The 17681-nt window shown below is 68.7% G+C and carries 15 protein-coding genes and 1 tRNA gene; 10 read left to right on the top strand and 6 right to left on the bottom strand.

The features are described 5' to 3' along the window. Positions 1-92 precede the first annotated feature (92 nt). Together MMB17_RS04120 and MMB17_RS04115 are read left to right on the top strand one after the other, a co-directional pair. Positions 93-168, top strand: a tRNA-Phe gene (locus tag MMB17_RS04120). A gap of 207 nt (positions 169-375) precedes the next feature. Next, positions 376-648, top strand: a complete 273-nt coding sequence (locus MMB17_RS04115) for a hypothetical protein (RefSeq protein WP_241101165.1) — start codon at positions 376-378, stop codon at positions 646-648. A 31-nt stretch (positions 649-679) separates the two neighbouring features. On the opposite strand, the gene MMB17_RS04110 is transcribed toward MMB17_RS04115, so the two are convergent. From MMB17_RS04110 to glgX, 4 genes are all read right to left on the bottom strand, one after another. Further along, complete coding sequence (locus MMB17_RS04110) at positions 680-826, bottom strand: hypothetical protein (protein ID WP_238313312.1); 147 nt, start codon at positions 824-826, stop codon at positions 680-682. Positions 827-973: 147 nt separating this feature from the next. After that, complete coding sequence (locus MMB17_RS04105) at positions 974-2938, bottom strand: AI-2E family transporter (RefSeq protein WP_241101164.1); 1965 nt, start codon at positions 2936-2938, stop codon at positions 974-976. 5 nt (positions 2939-2943) lie between these two features. Beyond that, positions 2944-3327: a response regulator gene (locus MMB17_RS04100; protein WP_238313308.1), complete on the bottom strand. Its 384-nt coding sequence runs from the start codon at positions 3325-3327 to the stop codon at positions 2944-2946. A 93-nt stretch (positions 3328-3420) separates the two neighbouring features. Beyond that, entirely contained in the window at positions 3421-5694 is a 2274-nt protein-coding gene (gene glgX, locus MMB17_RS04095; RefSeq protein ID WP_241101163.1) for a glycogen debranching protein GlgX, read from the bottom strand. Positions 5695-5992: 298 nt separating this feature from the next. Between glgX and MMB17_RS04090 the strand changes: the two genes are divergently transcribed. Next, positions 5993-6415: a CBS domain-containing protein gene (locus tag MMB17_RS04090; protein ID WP_238313304.1), complete on the top strand. Its 423-nt coding sequence runs from the start codon at positions 5993-5995 to the stop codon at positions 6413-6415. A gap of 7 nt (positions 6416-6422) precedes the next feature. On the opposite strand, the gene MMB17_RS04085 is transcribed toward MMB17_RS04090, so the two are convergent. After that, on the bottom strand, positions 6423-6959 hold the full coding sequence (locus MMB17_RS04085) for a DUF533 domain-containing protein (protein WP_241101162.1): 537 nt from the start codon (positions 6957-6959) through the stop codon (positions 6423-6425). A gap of 126 nt (positions 6960-7085) precedes the next feature. On the opposite strand from MMB17_RS04085, the gene MMB17_RS04080 reads away from it, so the two are divergent. The 3 genes from MMB17_RS04080 to MMB17_RS04070 are packed head-to-tail and all read left to right on the top strand — an operon-like array spanning position 7086 to position 9416. Further along, a complete protein-coding gene (locus tag MMB17_RS04080; RefSeq protein WP_241101161.1) occupies positions 7086-7859 on the top strand; it encodes an SHOCT domain-containing protein in 774 nt (257 codons plus the stop codon). Between the two features lie 7 nt (positions 7860-7866). Then, positions 7867-8934 carry a spore photoproduct lyase family protein gene (locus tag MMB17_RS04075; RefSeq protein WP_241101160.1) on the top strand — a complete coding sequence of 356 codons (1068 nt, stop codon included), beginning with the start codon at positions 7867-7869 and terminating at the stop codon, positions 8932-8934. Between the two features lie 20 nt (positions 8935-8954). Continuing rightward, complete coding sequence (locus MMB17_RS04070) at positions 8955-9416, top strand: nucleoside deaminase (RefSeq protein WP_241101159.1); 462 nt, start codon at positions 8955-8957, stop codon at positions 9414-9416. 13 nt (positions 9417-9429) lie between these two features. Here MMB17_RS04070 and MMB17_RS04065 read toward each other — a convergent pair whose 3' ends face one another. Beyond that, entirely contained in the window at positions 9430-9741 is a 312-nt protein-coding gene (locus MMB17_RS04065; RefSeq protein ID WP_241101158.1) for an ETC complex I subunit, read from the bottom strand. Positions 9742-10249: 508 nt separating this feature from the next. Between MMB17_RS04065 and gmtY the strand changes: the two genes are divergently transcribed. The 4 genes from gmtY to MMB17_RS04045 are packed head-to-tail and all read left to right on the top strand — an operon-like array spanning position 10250 to position 17681. Beyond that, the gene (gene gmtY / locus MMB17_RS04060; RefSeq protein ID WP_241101157.1) at positions 10250-11686 is read left to right on the top strand and encodes a gamma-mobile-trio recombinase GmtY; all 1437 of its coding nucleotides are present in this window, start codon (positions 10250-10252) and stop codon (positions 11684-11686) included. 39 nt (positions 11687-11725) lie between these two features. Further along, positions 11726-14869, top strand: coding sequence for a VPA1269 family protein (locus MMB17_RS04055; RefSeq protein ID WP_241101156.1), 3144 nt, complete (start codon positions 11726-11728; stop codon positions 14867-14869). A gap of 2 nt (positions 14870-14871) precedes the next feature. Next, entirely contained in the window at positions 14872-15402 is a 531-nt protein-coding gene (locus MMB17_RS04050) for a hypothetical protein (protein ID WP_241101155.1), read from the top strand. Then, complete coding sequence (locus MMB17_RS04045; RefSeq protein ID WP_241101154.1) at positions 15399-17681, top strand: AAA family ATPase; 2283 nt, start codon at positions 15399-15401, stop codon at positions 17679-17681. The genes MMB17_RS04050 and MMB17_RS04045 overlap by 4 nt, the downstream gene beginning before the upstream one ends.

The following is a 17681-nucleotide window of genomic DNA, read 5'->3' as shown; positions in this document are numbered from 1 at the left end:
TCGTCGTTTGGCGCGCCGGCGAGGCTGGACAGGGCCCGCACCCTTCACTATACCCCCGCTCCAGCCGAGGCCGCCGCGCCGGCCCGGCGGTCGCCCAGGTAGCTCAGTTGGTAGAGCATGCGACTGAAAATCGCAGTGTCGGTGGTTCGATTCCGCCCCTGGGCACCATCTCATTCCTAAGCCGTTTCAAAGGCTTAGCACTCCCTTCCAGGGCATTCCCTTAGGGTCGCGTGACGGTCTGCGTGCGTCGCAGTCCGGCTTCGTCACGGGGCTCGGGCCTCCGCGTCGAGAAGGCACCTCCCGATCACGCAAGCGCCGCCGGAACGCGATGCGCCTTCCGGGTTTGTCTCCGCAGGGCAGGATGCGGAGGCGGCGATGAAGGTGTTTCAGGTTCGGCAGGGCGCGAGCGGAGCCATTCTGTGGACCGGCGCGGCGGCCGGCGAGATCCAGGCGCTCGATGCCATGGCGCACGAGGCCGGCTACTACGATCATTCCGATCTTCCGGCGAGCATCCGCGAGGGCGGCCTTTCGGTCGAAGCCCTCGGCTTCTCGAAAAGCACCGGTTCCCCGGCGCGGCGCGTCGAAGGCGGCCGCAGCGGTCACATCCTGAGGCCGTCTTCCGCGGCAGCGCGCGCCGCCCGCGTCTAGGCGGGTGGAAAGGGCGAGGCCTGCGCGCGTCTCAGGCCTGCGCCCGCTTGATGGCGAGCACCGTGCGCGCGAAGCTTCCGGGTTCCGCATCGGGATTGCGCAGTTCGCGCCATGCGCGCGTGTGACCGTCCAGCAGGAAGACGATCACCGCCACCACCAGAAACAGCTTCGTGCGCATCGCTCCCGTCCTTCTCCCCGGAGAAGGGCGTTCTATTCTCGTGCCTGCCGCCGCTGCATGCGCTGGCGCACATTCGCGCGGCCGCTCCGCTCGACGCTGCCGAGACGGTAAAGAACCCGTTGCCGCCGTCGACGGGGGGCGCGGAGGTCAGATCGCGGCCGGCAGCGGTGCCGCGAGCCGGGGCGAGGCCGGACCCTCCTGCCGTCTGGTCTCAGGCTGCGGTTCGGCCCGCGCTAGGTCGAGGGCGGCGTCGAGGGCGTCGCTGAAGGACGTCACCAGGAGATCGGCGGAGGTGGCGCGGCGCAGCCCGTCCAGCGTGGTCGGATCCCGCTCGCCCCAGAAGCCGACGAGCACCTTCACCCCGGGGATCGCGCGCCGTGCGGCTCGCACCGCGAGCCGGATCTGCGAGAGACTGATCGGCTCGAGATAGGACAGGCAGACCAGGGCCGTGCCGCTCAAGGCTTGGACCGGGGGGGCCTCGCGGGTGGAGGAGGGGAGGGGAATCACCTCCGCGCCGAGGCCGTGGCGCTCCAGGATCTGGCCGAGCATGGTCGCGGCGGCCTCGTCGAACACGCCGCGGCTCGCCACGCAGAGGACCGGATAGCGGGCGCGCCAGGCTTCGGCGAGATCCGCGCTGCCGAGCACGATGCCGGCGGAGCGCCGGTCGGGGCCGATGGCGGCGAGGGCGGCGGCGGCTTCGCTGCTCCGGCGGCGGCCTCGGCGCCGGCGCGCCCGGCCAAGGCGTTCGACCACGAGACGGAAGGCCGCGCGCATCTCCGCCTGGCGGGCGGCGTCGAAGCCGCCTCGGGAGAGATCCTGCTGCGCCAGCCGGAGCGCGGCGAGCACCACCTCGTCGTAATAGGTGACGAGCGCCCGCTCCTTCAGGAATTGCAGGCCCTGGTCGATCGCCTCCGCCGGGTCGCCGGCCAGCATGCGCTGATAGAGGATCTCCGGCGGCGTCAGGGCCGGCTGGTCGCCGAGGATCACGTCGAGATACCACAGGCGCTCGACATGCCGGCCGAGCACCACCAGGCAGACCGTGAGCGGGGTGGCGAGCACCAGGCCGATCGGCCCCCACAGGAAGGTCCAGATCGTTGCCGCCAGGATCACCGCGATCGGCGAGAGCCCGGTCGAGTGCCCGTAGAGCAGGGGCTCGACGACGTGCCCGGCGATGGGCTCGACGATCAGGAAGAGCAGGGCGGTCTGGATCACCATCGTCCAGCCGGGATCGACCGCCGCCGCCAGGGCCAGGGGCAGCACGGCGCTGATCGCCGCGCCGACATAGGGCACGAAGCGCAGGATGGCGGCGAGCACCCCGAACAGGATCGGGCTGGGGACGCCGATGAGCCAGAGGCCGAGGCCGATCACGAGGCCGAAGGCGGCGTTGAGGGCGAGCTGCGCCAGGAAGAAACGGCTCAGGCGGGCCGTGGCATCGTCCAGCGCCGCCGTCGTGCGCCGCAGATCCCCGGAGCCGGCGAGCCGGATCGCCCGGTTCCGCAGGTCCTCCCGCTGCATCAGGATGAAGATCGTGAAGAGCAGGATCAGGCCCGCCGTGGCGAAGGGGTGGAGCACCGAGCCGGCATAGGTCTGAAAGGTGGTGATCAGGCCCGAGCGCGCCTCGTGGATCTCCACCTGCATCGGCCGTCCGGGGCTGCCGATCTGGGCCTCGGCGGCGATCGCCTCCACCGGCGGCTGCAGGGCGGCGCCGATGTCCTGGGCCATGTCGAGGATGCGCGAGAGGGTGCCCTGCTCGGCCGCCGCCCCGCGCAGGGCCGCCACCTTGTCGCGGATCGTCAGGGTGTAGCGCGGCAGCTCGGCGGCGAGCTGCGCGCCCTCCCGGGCGATCAGGACGCCCACCGCCCCAAGGGTGCCGAAGGCGAGCAGGACTACGAGCAGCACGGCCGGCGCCCGCGGCATGCCGAGGCGGCGCAGCCCGCGCACGGCCGGCACCAGCACGAAGCTCAGGAGGATCGCCAGGGTGATCGGGACGAGGATGTCCCGCCCCAGATTGAGGGCGACGGCGAGTGTCACCACCACGAGCAGCGAGGCCAGCGCGACGAAGATCGGCAGGGCCTGCCGCATCAGCCGGGCGGTGAGGGGATCCTCGGTCATGGGCGTCAGGCCGCGGGCTCGGCTTCGCCCAGGGCGGCGGTGATCTGGCCGACGAGCTTGGAGAAGTCGACCGGCTTGGGATGATAGTCGTCGCAGCCCGCCTGGATCGCCTTGTCCCGGTCGCCCGACATGGCATGCGCCGTGAGCGCGATGATCGGGATGTCCTTGGTCTCGGCGTTCGACTTGAGGGCGCGGGCCGCCGACCAGCCGTCGAGCACCGGCAGGTTCATGTCGAGGAGGATCACGTCGGGCCGCCCGGTCCGGGCCTGGGCGACGCCGGCCTCCCCGTCATGGGCGAGCATCACCTCGTAGCCGCGCCGCCGCAGGCGACGGGAGAGAAAATCCCAGATCTCCTCGTGGTCCTCGACCAGCAGGATCTTTGCCGACACGCCCTTGCCCCTCTCGCCCTGGCCCGTTCGCCATGGAAAGGCCCGCACGCCTCAACGCGCGGGCCTCGCCTCAGGTCGCATCTGGCCCGAGGCCTATTCCTCGTCCAGGCCGAAACGCACGGTCTCGATATTGGCCCGCTCGAAGGCCTGCATCACGTACTGGTAGGAGCGCTCCATCTCGCTCGCCTCGCCCTCCGATTCCTCGGGCTTGAGCACGAACATCAGCATGGAGCGGCCGGTCACCGCGTAGGTGTCGCCCACGGCGAAGCTCGCCACCTCCTGGTCGTCCGGCAGGTTGGTGTCGAGGAGGCGCGTCCAGGCCACGCCGCCCGGCGTCTCGGGGAAGGTGAACCCCACCACGTCGTGATAGGCGTTGAAGTAGAGGAGCAGGGTCGCGTCCCCGCCGCGGCGGTGGATGCCGCTCGCCTGGGCACGCCCGTCGAGGAGCACGGCGAGGGAGCGCGAGGCGGCGTCGTTCCAGTTCTCCGGGGTCATCTCCGTGCCCGCCGGCGTCAGCCAGGTCACGTCCTTGACGCCGAATTCCTCGTCGTAGGCCCCCGTCACGAAGCGCCCGCGCGACAGCATCGGCAGAGCGTTGCGCAGGAGGATCAGGCGCTGGGTGAATTCGGCGAGGTCGCGCTCCTCCGGGCCGATGGCGCCCCAATCGACCCAGGAGACCTCGTTGTCCTGGCAATAGGCGTTGTTGTTGCCCTGCTGCGTGCGGGCGAACTCGTCGCCGGCCAGCAGCATCGGCGTGCCCTTCGACAGGAACAGCGTCGCCAGCATGTTGCGCATCTGGCGCAGGCGCACGGAGCGGATCTGCGGATCGTCGGTCGGCCCCTCGACCCCGTAATTGAAGGAGAGGTTGTGGCCGTGGCCGTCGCGGTTGCCCTCGCCGTTCGCCTCGTTGTGCTTCTCGTTGTAGGAGACCGTGTCGTTGAGCGTGAAGCCGTCATGGGCGGTGATGAAGTTCACGCTCGCCCAGGGCCGGCGCCCCCGCTTGTTGAACTTGTCGGCCGAGGCCGTAATGCGGGAGGCGAGGCCCGGCAGCAGGCCGCCATCGCCCTTCCAGTAGCCGCGCACGTCGTCGCGGAAGCGGTCGTTCCACTCGGCCCAGCCGGGGGGGAAGCCGCCGACCTGATAGCCTCCGGGGCCGCAATCCCAGGGCTCGGCGATGAGCTTGACCGCGTTCAGCACCGGGTCCTGCCGGCAGGTGTCGAGGAAGCCGCCGCCCTCGTCGAAGCCGTAGGGCTCGCGGCCCAGGATCGTGGCGAGGTCGAAGCGGAAGCCGTCGACCCGCATCTCCGTCGCCCAGTAGCGCAGGGAATCGGTGACGAGCTGCAGCACCCTCGGATGCGACAGGTTGAAGGTGTTCCCGGTGCCCGTGTCGTTGATGTAGTAGCGCTCCTGGTTCGGCAGCAGCCGGTAGTAGGAGGCGTTGTCGATGCCCTTGAAGGAGAGGGTCGGACCCTTCTCGTTGCCCTCCGCCGTGTGGTTGTAGACCACGTCGAGGATCACCTCGAGGCCGGCGCCGTGCATGCGCGCCACCATCTCCTTGAACTCGGAGAAGGCGAAATCCGGCACCGCGGCGTAGCGCCGGGCGGGGGTGAAGAACGAGATCGTGTTGTAGCCCCAGTAATTGATCAGGTCCTTCTGCTGCAGGTAGTCGTCCTGCACGAAGGAATGGACCGGCAGCAGCTCCACCGAGGTCACGCCGAGGCTCTTGATGTAGTCGAGCACGGCCGGGTGGCCCATGCCGGCATAGGTGCCGCGGTGCTTCTCCGGCACGGCCGGGTGCAGCTTGGTGAAGCCTTTCACGTGGGTCTCGTAGACGATGGTCCGCTCCCACGGCACGTGAGGCTTGCGGTCCCGGCCCCAGGTGAAGGCCGGGTCGATCACCCGGGAGCGGCGGGTGAAGGGGGCGGAATCGCGCTCGTCGAAGGTCAGGTCGTCGCCGCTCTCCATCTGGTAGCCGAACAGGGCCGGGTTCCACTGGATGGTGCCGACGAGGCCCTTGGCATAGGGGTCGATGAGCAGCTTGTTCGGGTTGAAGCGGTGCCCGGCCTCGGGCGCGTAGGGCCCGTGCACCCGGTAGCCGTAGATCGTGCCGGGGCGGGCATCGGGCAGGTAGCCGTGCCAGACCTCGTCCGTGTATTCCGGCAGCTCGATCCGGTCGATCTCCTTCTCCCCGGCATCGTCGAACAGGCAGAGTTCGACCTTGGTGGCGTGGGCGGAGAACAGCGCAAAGTTCACGCCCATCCCGTCCCAGGTCGCCCCGCAGGGATGGGGCGAGCCTTCGCGGATCCGCGAGCGCGCCACGGCCGGCTTGCCGATTCCGTTCGTGGCGGTCCTGTCGTTGGGGGCCATGGTCACTCCGCGAGGTGGTGCGTTGCTCGGCGCGGAGGGGGAACGCGCCGGAGGGCACCGGATTTCGATTCGAAACGTTCGCGCTGCGGTCTAGCTCCGGGGCGCGAGAAAAATTCACTCCGCCCCGGCGCTTGACCGGCCCGCCTCTGTTGCGGTGCAACACCTAGAGCGCGTTCCGGCGAAGGGGATGCCGGTTCGTCGACGGAAGGCGCGGCCTTACAGGGACCGGGAGCCGCCGGCCCGATGCGATCGGGTCGGACGGGGCTCCAGGCGGCGGAGCGGGTTCGGGAAGGACGTCATGCAGGTTGCCGAACTGATGAGCCGCGACGTCGAATTCATCGCGGCCGAGGCGAGCGTGCGGGAGGCGGCGGAGCTGATGGGCGAGCTCGATGTCGGCGCCCTGCCGGTGGGCGAGCCCGGGGCGATCGAGGGCATCCTGACCGACCGGGACATCCTCTACCGTGTCGTGGCGGCGGGGCTCGACCCGAACACGACCACGGTCGGGGCGGTGCAGTCCCGGCCGGTGATCGCCTGCGCGCCGACCGACACCGCCCGGGCCGCCATGGACCTGATGGCCGCCCACCATGTCCGCCGCCTGCCGGTGCGCGACCGGGAGGGCCGCGTCGCCGGCTGGATCACCCTGGCCGACCTGTCCCGCGCCCTGCTGATCGGCAGCGCGACCCTGCAGGGGGCGCTCCAGGCGCTGACCGAGGAGCGGTGAGGCCCGCTCAGGGCCGGTAGCGGCGGTGCAGGCTCGCCACCGCATCCTCGGGCAGGGCGAGGCGCGCGGCGAGATAGGCGAGGTAGCGCGCGCTCGCCGGGTCGCGCTGGTCCACGGCCAGCAGCGCCGCGCCGTAGGCGTGGGTGCCGATCCGCGCCGCCAGGATCGCGTCGAACAGGGCCGCCTCCGCGGGCTTGCCGAAGGACTCGGCCAGCATCCGGCGCTCGCGCTCGCCGGCCCCGATCCGCGCCAGGGCGCCCTGGGCGAGGTCGAGGTCGCAGCCGCGCCCGCCCGCCTCCATCGCCGCGGCGACGAGGCGGATCACCAGGGCGCGCTGTGCGAGATCGAGGGAGCGCAGGTTGAGGGTGAGCGGCAGCAGGGTCTGGTAGCGGTTCTGCAGCCAGCCATGCAGAACCTTCTGGCCGAGGCTCTCGAGCACGATGGCCTCGGGCCGGCCGGCATGGCGGTCGCGCCGGGGCCGGGCCGGCGCGGCGGGCTCGGGCGCCGGGTCGGGCCGGCGCAGGAGGCGGTCGAGAAGGGTCACGCGAGGGCCGTCCCGGCAGTGCCACGATCGGCGCGTCTTGTGCCGGAACCGGGGGCCGCCGTCACGCGTCCGTTCAGGCGATGCGGCGGGCGGCACGGCGGCTGCTTCCGAGGGAGGATGGTGGCGATGTTCGAGGATCCTTCCGAGCGGCCCGCGGGCCTGACGGCGCTCGCCGAGCGGCATGGCGTCAGCCTGGACGCGGTGCGCCACCTCCTGCGGGCGCTGGAGGCGGGCCAGGGCCAGATGGCCCAGTTCGACCATCCCGATCTCGGCGGCTTCGGGCAATGGTCCGCGGGCGGCATGATCATGGTCGGGCGCATGAACGACCACGCCCTGAAGGCGCGGGTGGCGGCGCTCTGCGCCGATCTCGCCGCCTCGCTGCCCGCCCTGGCCTGGGACAGGGGCGCCGGGCCCTCCGGCGGTTCGACGCATTGGTGGCCGGAGGAGCTCGGCCTGCCCGCCAGCGCCGGCGCGCAGAACACGACCCGCTACGCCTATTTCCCGGGGCGCCGCCGGCTCGCGGTGGAGCGGGACGGCCAGGTGAGCCTCTACGATACCGGCCCGTACGTCATCACCGGGGCCTCGCAGGCGCAGAGCGGCAGCGCCTCCTTCCAGTTCAGCGGGCCGGACGGGCCGGTGCGGCTGGAGGATCTCACCCCCGTGGATCTCACCCCCGCGCCGCCCCGCCCCGAGACCGCGCCCGGGCCGAAGGCGGCCCCGGCCGGGCCGGTGGCCCCCTCCGCCACGACGCCCGCTCCTTCCACCGCTCCCGCGGCCGCGCCGGCCTCCGCGACCGAGATCCTCGCCATCCTGGAAAAGCTCGCCGACCTGCACGGGCGGGGCGTGCTCACCGAGGCGGAGTTCGCGGCCAAGAAGGCGGAGCTGCTGGCGCGGCTGTAGCCTTCCCATGGCCCTGTCCCGCGACCTGATCACGATCGAGCGCATCTTCCACGAGGAGGCCGTGGCGGGCTTTCCCCGCGGGCAGGCGATCCTCGACCGTTTCCCGCAGGCCGAGCGCATCCCGGTGCCCTCGCACTGGAACATCCCCTCGCTCCACTGCAACGAAGGCGCGGTGGAGGATTGGGTGCGCCTCAAGCGCTCGACCCTGGTGTTCGGGGTGAAGAAGGGGCTCGCGATGCGCCCCAACGGCCGCTCCGCGCATTTCATCGCGCCCTCGGTCTCCAATGGCTGCGCCATGGCCTGCGCCTATTGCTACGTGCCCCGCCGCAAGGGCTACGCGAACCCGATCTCGCTCTTCGTGAACATCGAGGCGATCGGTGCCGCCATCCGGCGCCACGCGGAGCGGCAGGGCGCCCTGCCGGAGCCGGATCAGGTCGACCCGGCGGCCTGGGTCTACGATCTCGGCGAGAACGGCGACCTCTCCGTCGACGCCGCGATCTGCGACAATGTCCGCGACCTCGTCGCCCTGTTCCGCGACCTGCCCAACGCCAAGGGCTCCTTCGCCACCAAGGCGGTCAACCGCGACCTGCTCGCCTACGATCCGCAGGGCCGCACCCGCATCCGCTTCTCGCTGATGCCGGCCCGGATCGCGCGCATCGTCGACGTGCGCACCGCGCCGATCGGGGAGCGCATCGCCGCCATCGGCGACTTCCTCGCCGCCGGCTACGAGGTGCACGTGAACTTTTCCCCCGTGATCCTCTACGAGGGCTGGGAGGCCGATTGGCGGGACCTGTTCCGGGAGATCGACGACACCATCCCCGCGGCGGCCAAGCGCCAGCTCAAGGCCGAGATCATCCTGCTCACCCACAACGCGGCCCTGCACGCGGTCAATCTCGGCTGGCACCCGAAGGCCGAGGCGCTGCTCTGGCGCCCGGACATCCAGGAGGCCAAGCGCTCGGAGGGCGGGGGCGACAATCTGCGCTACCGCGCCGGCTGGAAGGGGCGCTGGCTCGCCCGCTTCAAGGCGCTGCTTGCCGAGGAGATGCCGTATTGCGCGGTACGCTACGCCTTCTGACCAGAGCCTGAGGAATCGGCATGAACGGGCACGAGGATTTCCTGCGCGAGGCCGTCGCGATCGCGCGCCAGAACGTGGCCGAGGGCGGCCGGCCCTACGGCGCCGTGATCGTGCGGGACGGAGAGGTGGTGGCGCGGGCGGCCAACACGATCCATTCGACCAACGACCCCACCGAGCATGCCGAGCTCGCGGCCCTCCGCGCGGCGAGCCGCCGCCTCGGCCGGCCGAAGCTCGACGATTGCGTCGTCTATGCGAGCGGGCGCCCCTGCCCGATGTGCCACGCCGCCATGCGGCTCGCCGGCATCCGGGAAGCCTATTTCGCCTTCACGGCGGAGGAGGCGGCGGCGCACGGCCTCCTCAGCGCCGGGATCTATGCGGAGCTGTGCCGTCCGCTCGAGGAGCAGCCGATGCCGGTGCGCCACCTCGCGCTGTCCGACGAGGCGAGCCCCTATCCCGACTGGGCGGCGCGCCAGGGCGGCTAGAGCGCCCCCGGCCTCAATGCGTCCAGGGGGCGGTGCGGTTGAACTTGAAATTGTCGGAGTAGGACAGGCCCTTGCGCACGGTCTGGGGCTTGGCCTCCTCGACCCGGTAGGCGATGCCCGCCCGCGTGGCATAGGCCACGGCCTCTTCCTTCGTGTCGAATTCGAGCCGCACCTGCTGCAGCATGTCGGAGGACCCGGTCCAGCCCATCAGAGGATCGGTCTCGCGCGGGGCGGTCTGGTCGAATTCGAGCAGCCACTGCTTGGTGCGGGCGAGGCCCGACTGCGAGGGATCCTTGGACGGGCGGTAGATGCGGGCGCTCGACATCGGACGCTTCAAGTCTCCGGCAAAGGAATGGTCGGGGCGATAGGATTCGAACCTACGACCCTCTGCTCCCACTGTTACCCCCGATTGGGGTGTCATATCCAGAGGCGATATCGCCTCATTGCGGCGGCAAACAGTGCGGGGGCTCAGGCTCCCACCGTTATTTCACACGCTCACCCTTCCTCTATACCCCCCATAACATAGCACATCTCATACCTGCTCGGCTCCCATTCGCTCAGCCTGCTTCTCGGATTAGGGCAACAAGGAATAGGGAAGAAGACTGTTAACTATGGCGACGCATCAGCAGGGCAGGTAGTTCTACCGGAGGCGTCGCAGTAACGACTTTTTGGCGAAAAGCTGCTACTGTTCGCTTTAGATCTGGCGAGCGGCCCATTCTTTGCCAGCGTCGCCCACATATCCCACTGCAAGTCTCAAATCGGCGCAACTAAGCGTACCCGCGGCTTAGTGGGGCGCTTGTTTGCGCTTGGCCCTGTTATGGAGGCGTTCGTAGATGGATGCAGAGCGCCAGATCAGCCCGCTCCATCATGTCGCCTGCGACTACCCATTGGCTACACCCCACGGTTCCTCTGTCCGCGTGCTGATCACGGAGGACGGGGTCTCCCAGGTCCTGCTGGATTGGTTTCTGGCCCCACGGAACCGGCAGAAGAGCGGGAGCTGGCAGCGGGGATACGCCCAAGCCTTCGGCCTGTTCTACGACTTCGCCCGACAGCGTGGGCACCTCTACGCGGGGGCCGGGCGACAGCACGAGATCCTTTCGGACTTCGCCGAAGCTCTGCTGTGCGGCACCATCCAGCCCGACGGGAGCGATGTGTCCGGCCTCTTCTGGCCGAAGGTCTCGTTCGATGTGGCCGATGCTCACGTCAAGCGCTTGACGACGCTGTCAGACTACTGCGTGGAGCACCACGGCAACGAACCCCTCAACCCATGGACAACCGCCGATTGGGGGAAGCGCTTGGCCCAGTTCCGCGTGTGGGACATGGGAAACAAACGGTCCTTGCTGAAGCATGCCGGCGACCGTCAGGCGGCTTGGGAACGCGCAGGCCATGCACGCGACGTCGCAATGAGGCGTCGTCCGCGAACCGACGCCACGCGGCCACCCTACTTCCCGCCCGACAAGTTCCCCGACCTGATCAGGAAGGGCTTCGTCGTACCCGGCCGTGATCGGCGCGGTCCGATGCATCACCGTTTCCACGTGCGGGACATGATGATCGCGATCCTGCAGGGAGCCGGCGGCTTGCGGGAATCGGAGCCATTTCACCTATTCCTGGACGATGTCCGGGAGGATCCGCGGTCTCCCGGCTCCGCTCTGGTTCGCATCCATCACCCGAGCGAAGGGAAGTACCGCACCTTCAACCCGGTCGACCGCAAGTGGGATGTGAAGAGCCGCGAGGAGTTCCTGCGCGCGCAAGGGCTCTGTCCGCGACACAAGGTCGGCTCCAAGCACCTCTTCGCGGGATGGAAGGACCCCCTCCTCGTGAGGGAGAAGTCGGGTGACTTCTACCTGGAGGTTCAATGGTTCCCGGCTTGGTGGGGCAAGGTCTTCTGGGGCTTGTACAGGACATACGTCAGCGACGTGAGGCCGTCGACGCCCAGCCCCTTCCTGTTCGTCACCCACAGCGGGCCAGACGCAGGTAGCCCGTACAAAATCAAGCAATACAACAAGAAGCTCGCCAGGGCTGTCGGGTCCGTGGGTGTCAGGCCGGTCAAGGAGACCGGGGGCACGTCGCATGGGTTGCGGCACCATTACGGGCAGATCCTCACGGACGCCAAAGTGGACCTGGCCGTGATCCAGAAGGCGATGCACCACAAGTCGCCGGAGAGCACCGCCATCTACACGCGCCCGGAAGCGGACAAGGTCAACCGTGTCCTGAACGAAGCCGTGTCGCGGCAAGAGCAGATCGAGCTTCCTATGCTGGCTGGGGCGTGAGCAAATATGGGATGCACCACAAACCTGTCGCCGGTCAGGATGGCGTCCGAGCGCGCCGGCGACGCGCCACTGTTCGTGGCCGCCGATGACGTACGTCTGACCGTCCTCGACCCATTCAACCTCCCCGGTGCCCGAGCGGCGGCCGGTGCCATCGAGGCGTTACTACGGGGTAAGCCGCGGGCGCGCCCAGAGGCCCTGAGACTGCTCGCGTCCCTTGCAGATGCCTCCGACCGCGCCGAGTTCGTCGACGCGCTAGATGCCACGCATGCGGCCTTCGTGGCGCGCCGGTTCCCACAGCCGGAGTTCGTCCTCCTGTGCCTGCATCTGTATGTGCGCGGCGTGGTCCTTTTTCCGCGCAACTTCGTGCGAGGGGGCGAGACGCTGTTCAGCCCAGTCTACAGCAATCAATCCACGCCGGTGACCGCAGCGACGGCAGCCGAGCTCGCCGCGCTTCAGGATCGGGTCAGGCGTCACGCACGCAGTAAGGCGAGCAACAACCTCGATTTGGTCTCCCGTTGGGCGATCCGCGCCGTGGTGACGGTGGGTCCCTACTCCCCCGAGCTCACCATCAACGAGAACATCGCCCGCATATTCGCCGAGTTCGCACCGAGCGAGGACCGGAAGTATTGGGCCTTCCGCGAGGCCATCTACGCCCTGAATCGGAGCGCCGGCTCGGACGGGTTCACTGGTGACATCAACGAGATCCTCCGGCCCCGGGTCGCGGCAGAGCACGCGCTCGTGTCAGAGGATGGGGTTACTCGCCGCCGCCATAGCACCAGCCGCGTCGACGGTACCTTCGCCTGGGCGGTGCTTAAGGATCGAGGGGTCGAGCCTTGGCGCAAGCTTGTCGCGGACTGGATCGGCAGCATCCGGGCGCGTAAGCGTCTGACCGCGAACATCGTGACCGGGAACCACTTGCTCGACTTCCTGATCCTGCACCCTGGCGTGACGCGGGATCCGGTCGAGTTCCTGAAGGCCGACTATGCCCCGGCTGGAAGCTTCCTGACTTATATCGCGGGCAAGAAGAACGACACCATCTCCAAGGCACACGCCTTTTTCGAATACGCGCTCGATGTCTTATGCACGGTTGACGAGGAGGGGTCCCGCTACCGCGTGAGGGGCTTCATCAACCCCGTTCCCCAGGATGCCATCCCGTCATCCCGGAAATACTACGGCGGTCAGACGCACCGGCTTGCGATGCCCGTCGCCTGGGTGGCCATCCTCCAGGAGATCATCACGCGCGACCACTTCCGCTGGCCGAAGGAGACGTTCGCCGGCGCGGACTGGCTGCGCGTGGCCGATCCCGCGACGGGGGAAATCTCAAACGTTTGGAACCCGGTGCGTGCGTTCCTCGTGTTGCTAAAGCTCTACCTGCCGCTCCGGACGCACCAGATCCGGATGCTGGACAGCGGAGAAGGCGACCGCGAGGTGCTCGATGCGGCATCCCGGACGTGGGTCGTGAACGGGTACGGCGTGGCCCCGACCAAGGAGGATCAGGGCGTCCTGCGCCGCATCTGGGATCCGGAGCGGACCAGTTGGTTCACCGGCATCTTCGTCAACACCAACAAGACGCAGGACCGCGTCGGCGAGATCGACCGCGGCTACGTCATCCCTTGGGAGAACGAGCAGGTCATCCGGCTTGTCCTCGAACTGCGCGAATGGCAGGTCCGCTACAACCCGCTGGCGGCTCCCACGCCCTACCGAAACCTCCCGGACGCACGTGAGGCCAGCCCCGACGTGGTCGCCGGCACGCCGGCTCGCTACTACCTGTTCCGCGACGCGACGAGCGACAAGCGCGCTGTGCCCGTCACCTCGGCCCGGATGCGGCACTTCTGGAACACGCTGTGCGCCGAGTTGGAGGAGGAGCTCCAGAGACGGGGCATCCGCAACCAGGATGGATCCAAAATCCAGATTATCGATAGCTGGCGGGAGGAGCCATCCGGACCGGTTCCGGCGACCTCGATCTTCGACCTGCACTCGCTGCGCGTGACCGGCCTGACGGCGTTCGCGAAGGCCGGCGTACCCATCGAGATCCTCAGCAAGCTGGTGGCTGGGCATGCCAGCATCCTAATGACGCTCTACTATGCGCGGTTGGACATCGGCCATGTGAGCGACGTTCTCAGCAACGCACAGGTGAGGGTCGACGATCAGGCACAAGCCGAGATGGCCACCTTCATCAAGGCATTGTCAGTCAACGAGCTTTCACTCCGAACCGCGTTCAACTCCGTGCAAGGGCTGGAAACGGCAAAGAAGACGCAGCCGGCCATCTGGCAGTGGATGGATCACGGCATCTGCCCGAACGGGCGTACCCGGTGCCACGAGGGAGGAGAGCCGGTCGTCGACCAGCGCGACCGCAAGCATTACGGACCGGTACGGGGTGGCGTTGGCAATTGCGCACTTTGCCGGTTCTTCGTCACGGGCCACCAGTTCCTGCCGGGCCTCGTCGCGAAACTCAACGAGGCTAGCTTCGAGGCGGCAGAGCGGGCGAAGGCATGGCGCTCCCGCACCCAGACCGAGCAGAGGCTCAGGGCCGAGCGTATTGCAGCTGAGGACGCCGGCAACACGCCGCGCCCGGAGCAGGATGCGGAACTGGTCAGGGCCGCGAGCGCCGCCGAGGACGCGATGCGCGAGCTCGACGTCTGCGCGGAGACGATGCACGCCTATCACAACTTGGTAGAGCAGGCGGTGGCCATTGCGCGCCGTGAGGCGACCGTCGGCGACGGCGCAACGCCGGCGGGACCGGCGCTCATCGTCAACGCGCCCGAGGGGGCCGGAATCGGCATCGACTATGTCGAGGTGCCCGAGTTCGAGCTGGTCGACGAGATCTGCCGGACAGCGCGCTTCTACCACTCCATCAACTGGTCGACGGCCAACCTGAGGCGGAAGGAGATCTTCAACCGAATGCTCATGCGCAACGGGCTGGAGCCGGTCTACGTCGGCCTTTCGGACGAGGTCAGCAAGGCGTCCCTCGACGCTGCCTCCGACCTACTGCGGAGGCGGATGTCGCGCGACAAGCTCGGTCAGCTCATGAGCGGCGAAGCACGCCTGAAGGAACTCGGCCTGCTGGAGGAGACGGTTTCCTTGATCGAGCAGCAGATCGGTCGTCCTGTACAGCGCGCGGTGATGATCGAGGCTCCGACAGCCCGCCCGGCACTGGCACGCCCGGCGCTCCTGGAGGCCTGAACGTGGCGCAGCCTTCCATCATCCCCGTGATCCTCTCCGTCCTGGAGCCGTACCTCGACGCCATCGAGGCCGAATGGCAGGCGACACCAGCCGCCCAGCGGGTCCCGACGCTGCCTCACCTCTCGGACGGGAAGGTCAACGTGCGGCAGCTCGTCCGCGATCTCATCGACCGCGAAGCTGCCGAGGTGGAGGTTGCCGGCCAGGGGACCCGGGTGCTGGAGAGCCACCAGCAGCACTTCTTCACCAAGCCCGAGTTGTCGGGCCCGGTGAACGTCGTCGCGAAGGCACAGGGTCTCAAGCCCATCGGCAGCAGGGCCCTCTCGGATGCAGAGGATGGCGCGGTGCGCCGGCGGCTCGCCGAGGGACGCTCCGAGGCGAAGCGGCAGGCGGAAGGGCACCTGGAAGCCAGGGCGCAGCTCGCGGACATGGCGCGGCGGAACGCGGCCTTGGAAGCCGAGAATGCCAGTCTCAGGAACAGGCTGCAGCACCTCCAGCGTACCGGAAGCCTCCTGCGAACGGACCCCGTCCGATGAACGGGCCCGAAGCGGAGGCCACGCTCGAAGGCGTGGTCGCGTCCGTACTCAGCGAACTTCCAGGTGGCGTCATCTTTTCGCTTCGCCTCGCGAAGGGCGAGGTCATTCGCGTCGTGGTGACCGGCCACGGTGTCGAGCCGGAGGTCGGAGCCTCCTGGCAGGTCGCCGGGCGGTGGCGGAGCCATGCCGCGCACGGCTGGCAGCTGCATGCGCCCTCGGCAACCTGCCGCCGCATCCCTCCACGGGACGCGCTGGTGGTGTCCTGGCTGTGCACCCTGCCGGGCCTAGGCCCCGCAAGGGCACGCCGCTTGGCCGAGCGCTACGGCCGCGACTTGGGTCTGGTCCTTTCGGGGGGAGCCCCGGTCGAGGAGATCGCCGCGACCCTCGATCCCAACCGGCCTCATCTCGCCGCCCGCATCGCTGCCAACATCAACATGAGCTGGCAGACGCTCATGGGCGAGTACACAACGACGGCGTGGCTGGATCAGCAAGGCATCGAGGATGCCACGGCCGCCCGGACCATCGTATCGCTGATGGGGGCTCAGGCTCCCGAGATCCTTCAGGCTAACCCTTACGTCCTCGCCGGCGTCCTTCCGTGGAGGAGGGTCGACAACGTAGGTCGGCGCATCCTGGCTAACCGCCACCCTGGAGCGGATGTCGATCTCGCGCCCGAAAGGCTCGTCGGGGCCGTGGATGCCACGATGCGCCACGTCGTGGCCAAGGGCGATACGGCCGCACCCAAGGCGGCCTTCATCGACGATGTCATCAAGCGTCTGGGCCGCGACCCCACACCCGAACTAGCCGAGGCGGTCGTCGCGGTTGCCGTTAGGAACCGGGCAGTGGTCGACGGGGGCGAGGTGTGGCGCTCGCCTGGCTGTTCGCTGATGGAGGATGAGATCGCGGACCGATTCCGCAGGATGGCGCACGGCATGGAGGCTCGGGGCCCGGTCATGGTGCCTGCTTCAGCGGCGCTAGACCTGAGCTTGGCGGCCTCGACCGCGGGAGGAAGGCCACTGCACCCGGAGCAGCGCGACGCCGCCTGCAAAGTCCTAGGGAACGCCCTAAGCTGCCTGGTTGGTGGCGGTGGAACCGGCAAGACGAGCACCTGCCGCGCCATCGTCGAGGCATGGGAGGGGCTCGGCGGCCGCGTCGAGATGGCCGCGTTATCCGGCAAGGCAGCCCTGCGGCTGACCGAGGGAACCGGACGCTTAGGGAGGAACTGCCGGCCGGCCCTCACAATCCATCGCCTCCTGCTCGGGCTTCGCAAAAGGCGGGACGGTGCGACCCACTGGTTGACGCCCGGAGGCGAGCCTGACGCCGCCTCGGAGTTGCCCCTGCTCGATGTGCGCACGCTGCTCGTTCTCGACGAGGCATCAATGATCGGCCTGGGCGAGATGCACCAGATCCTCGAAGCCATGCCGGAGGGCTGCCGGCTGCTCCTCGTTGGCGACCCGTTCCAGCTGCCACCGGTCAGCTTCGGGGTGTGCTTCCACCGTCTGGTCGAGGTCGAACGGATCACGGCGAGGCTGACGACCATACACCGCCAATCGGAAGCGTCGGGTATCCCGGCAGTAGCCGCCTCCGTGAGGGCCCGAAGCATGCCTGACCTGCCGCGGTTTGCGGGAGCGGCACCGGGCGTCTTCATGCTCCCCTGCGCGAGAGAGGAGATCGACGCGGCGGTGGAGGAGGTTATCGAGACCCTGGACCCGGAGGGCACCTTCGCGGAGCTGTTGGTCGTGGCCGCGCTGAACGAGCGAGGGAGCGGCTCCGTGCTGAGCCTGAACACGCGCTGCCATGACGCGCACGTCAAGCGCACCCAGGCGCAGGGCGTCAGAGGCTGGCTAGGCCAGCGGTTCGCCGCTGGCGAGCCGGTCGTGCACCTACGGAACGATTACGAGCGGGGCCTCCGCAACGGTTCCATGGGAAGGATCATCGCCGTCGACGAGGATGGTCAGGGCCTGACGGCACGGTTCGACGGGATCGACCGGGACATGTCGTTCGGTCGTGACCGGCTCGTTGACCTGGCGCTCGGCTATGCGGTTACCGCACATCGAGCGCAGGGCAGCCAAGCGCGCCGCGTCGTGATCCCCCTCAGCGACAGCACCTGGATCGATCCGACTTGGATCTATACGGCGCTCACCCGTGCAGAGGAACAGGCCGTGTTCGTCGGCTCGCCGGGAGATCTGGCGGCGGCCCTGGGCCGCATGCCTGCCTACGAGAGGAGGATCAGCAATCTGCTCATCGACCTTGAGCAAGCCCCGATGAGTTCCGCAGCCTAG

The organism is Methylobacterium organophilum (assembly GCF_022533465.1).
Taxonomy (GTDB): Bacteria; Pseudomonadota; Alphaproteobacteria; order Rhizobiales; family Beijerinckiaceae; genus Methylobacterium; species Methylobacterium organophilum.
This window is presented reverse-complemented; position numbering and strand designations above follow the sequence as displayed.

Coding starts and splice junctions, on each gene's coding strand:
- MMB17_RS04105 (WP_241101164.1), bottom strand. CDS start 2,938: ATGACCGAGGATCCCCTCACCGCCCGGCTGATGCGGCAGGCCCTGCCG.
- MMB17_RS04090 (WP_238313304.1), top strand. CDS start 5,993: ATGCAGGTTGCCGAACTGATGAGCCGCGACGTCGAATTCATCGCGGCC.
- MMB17_RS04065 (WP_241101158.1), bottom strand. CDS start 9,741: ATGTCGAGCGCCCGCATCTACCGCCCGTCCAAGGATCCCTCGCAGTCG.
- MMB17_RS04115 (WP_241101165.1), top strand. CDS start 376: ATGAAGGTGTTTCAGGTTCGGCAGGGCGCGAGCGGAGCCATTCTGTGG.
- MMB17_RS04045 (WP_241101154.1), top strand. CDS start 15,399: ATGAACGGGCCCGAAGCGGAGGCCACGCTCGAAGGCGTGGTCGCGTCC.
- MMB17_RS04055 (WP_241101156.1), top strand. CDS start 11,726: ATGGCGTCCGAGCGCGCCGGCGACGCGCCACTGTTCGTGGCCGCCGAT.
- glgX (WP_241101163.1), bottom strand. CDS start 5,694: ATGGCCCCCAACGACAGGACCGCCACGAACGGAATCGGCAAGCCGGCC.
- gmtY (WP_241101157.1), top strand. CDS start 10,250: ATGGATGCAGAGCGCCAGATCAGCCCGCTCCATCATGTCGCCTGCGAC.
- MMB17_RS04110 (WP_238313312.1), bottom strand. CDS start 826: ATGCGCACGAAGCTGTTTCTGGTGGTGGCGGTGATCGTCTTCCTGCTG.
- MMB17_RS04080 (WP_241101161.1), top strand. CDS start 7,086: ATGTTCGAGGATCCTTCCGAGCGGCCCGCGGGCCTGACGGCGCTCGCC.
- MMB17_RS04075 (WP_241101160.1), top strand. CDS start 7,867: ATGGCCCTGTCCCGCGACCTGATCACGATCGAGCGCATCTTCCACGAG.
- MMB17_RS04070 (WP_241101159.1), top strand. CDS start 8,955: ATGAACGGGCACGAGGATTTCCTGCGCGAGGCCGTCGCGATCGCGCGC.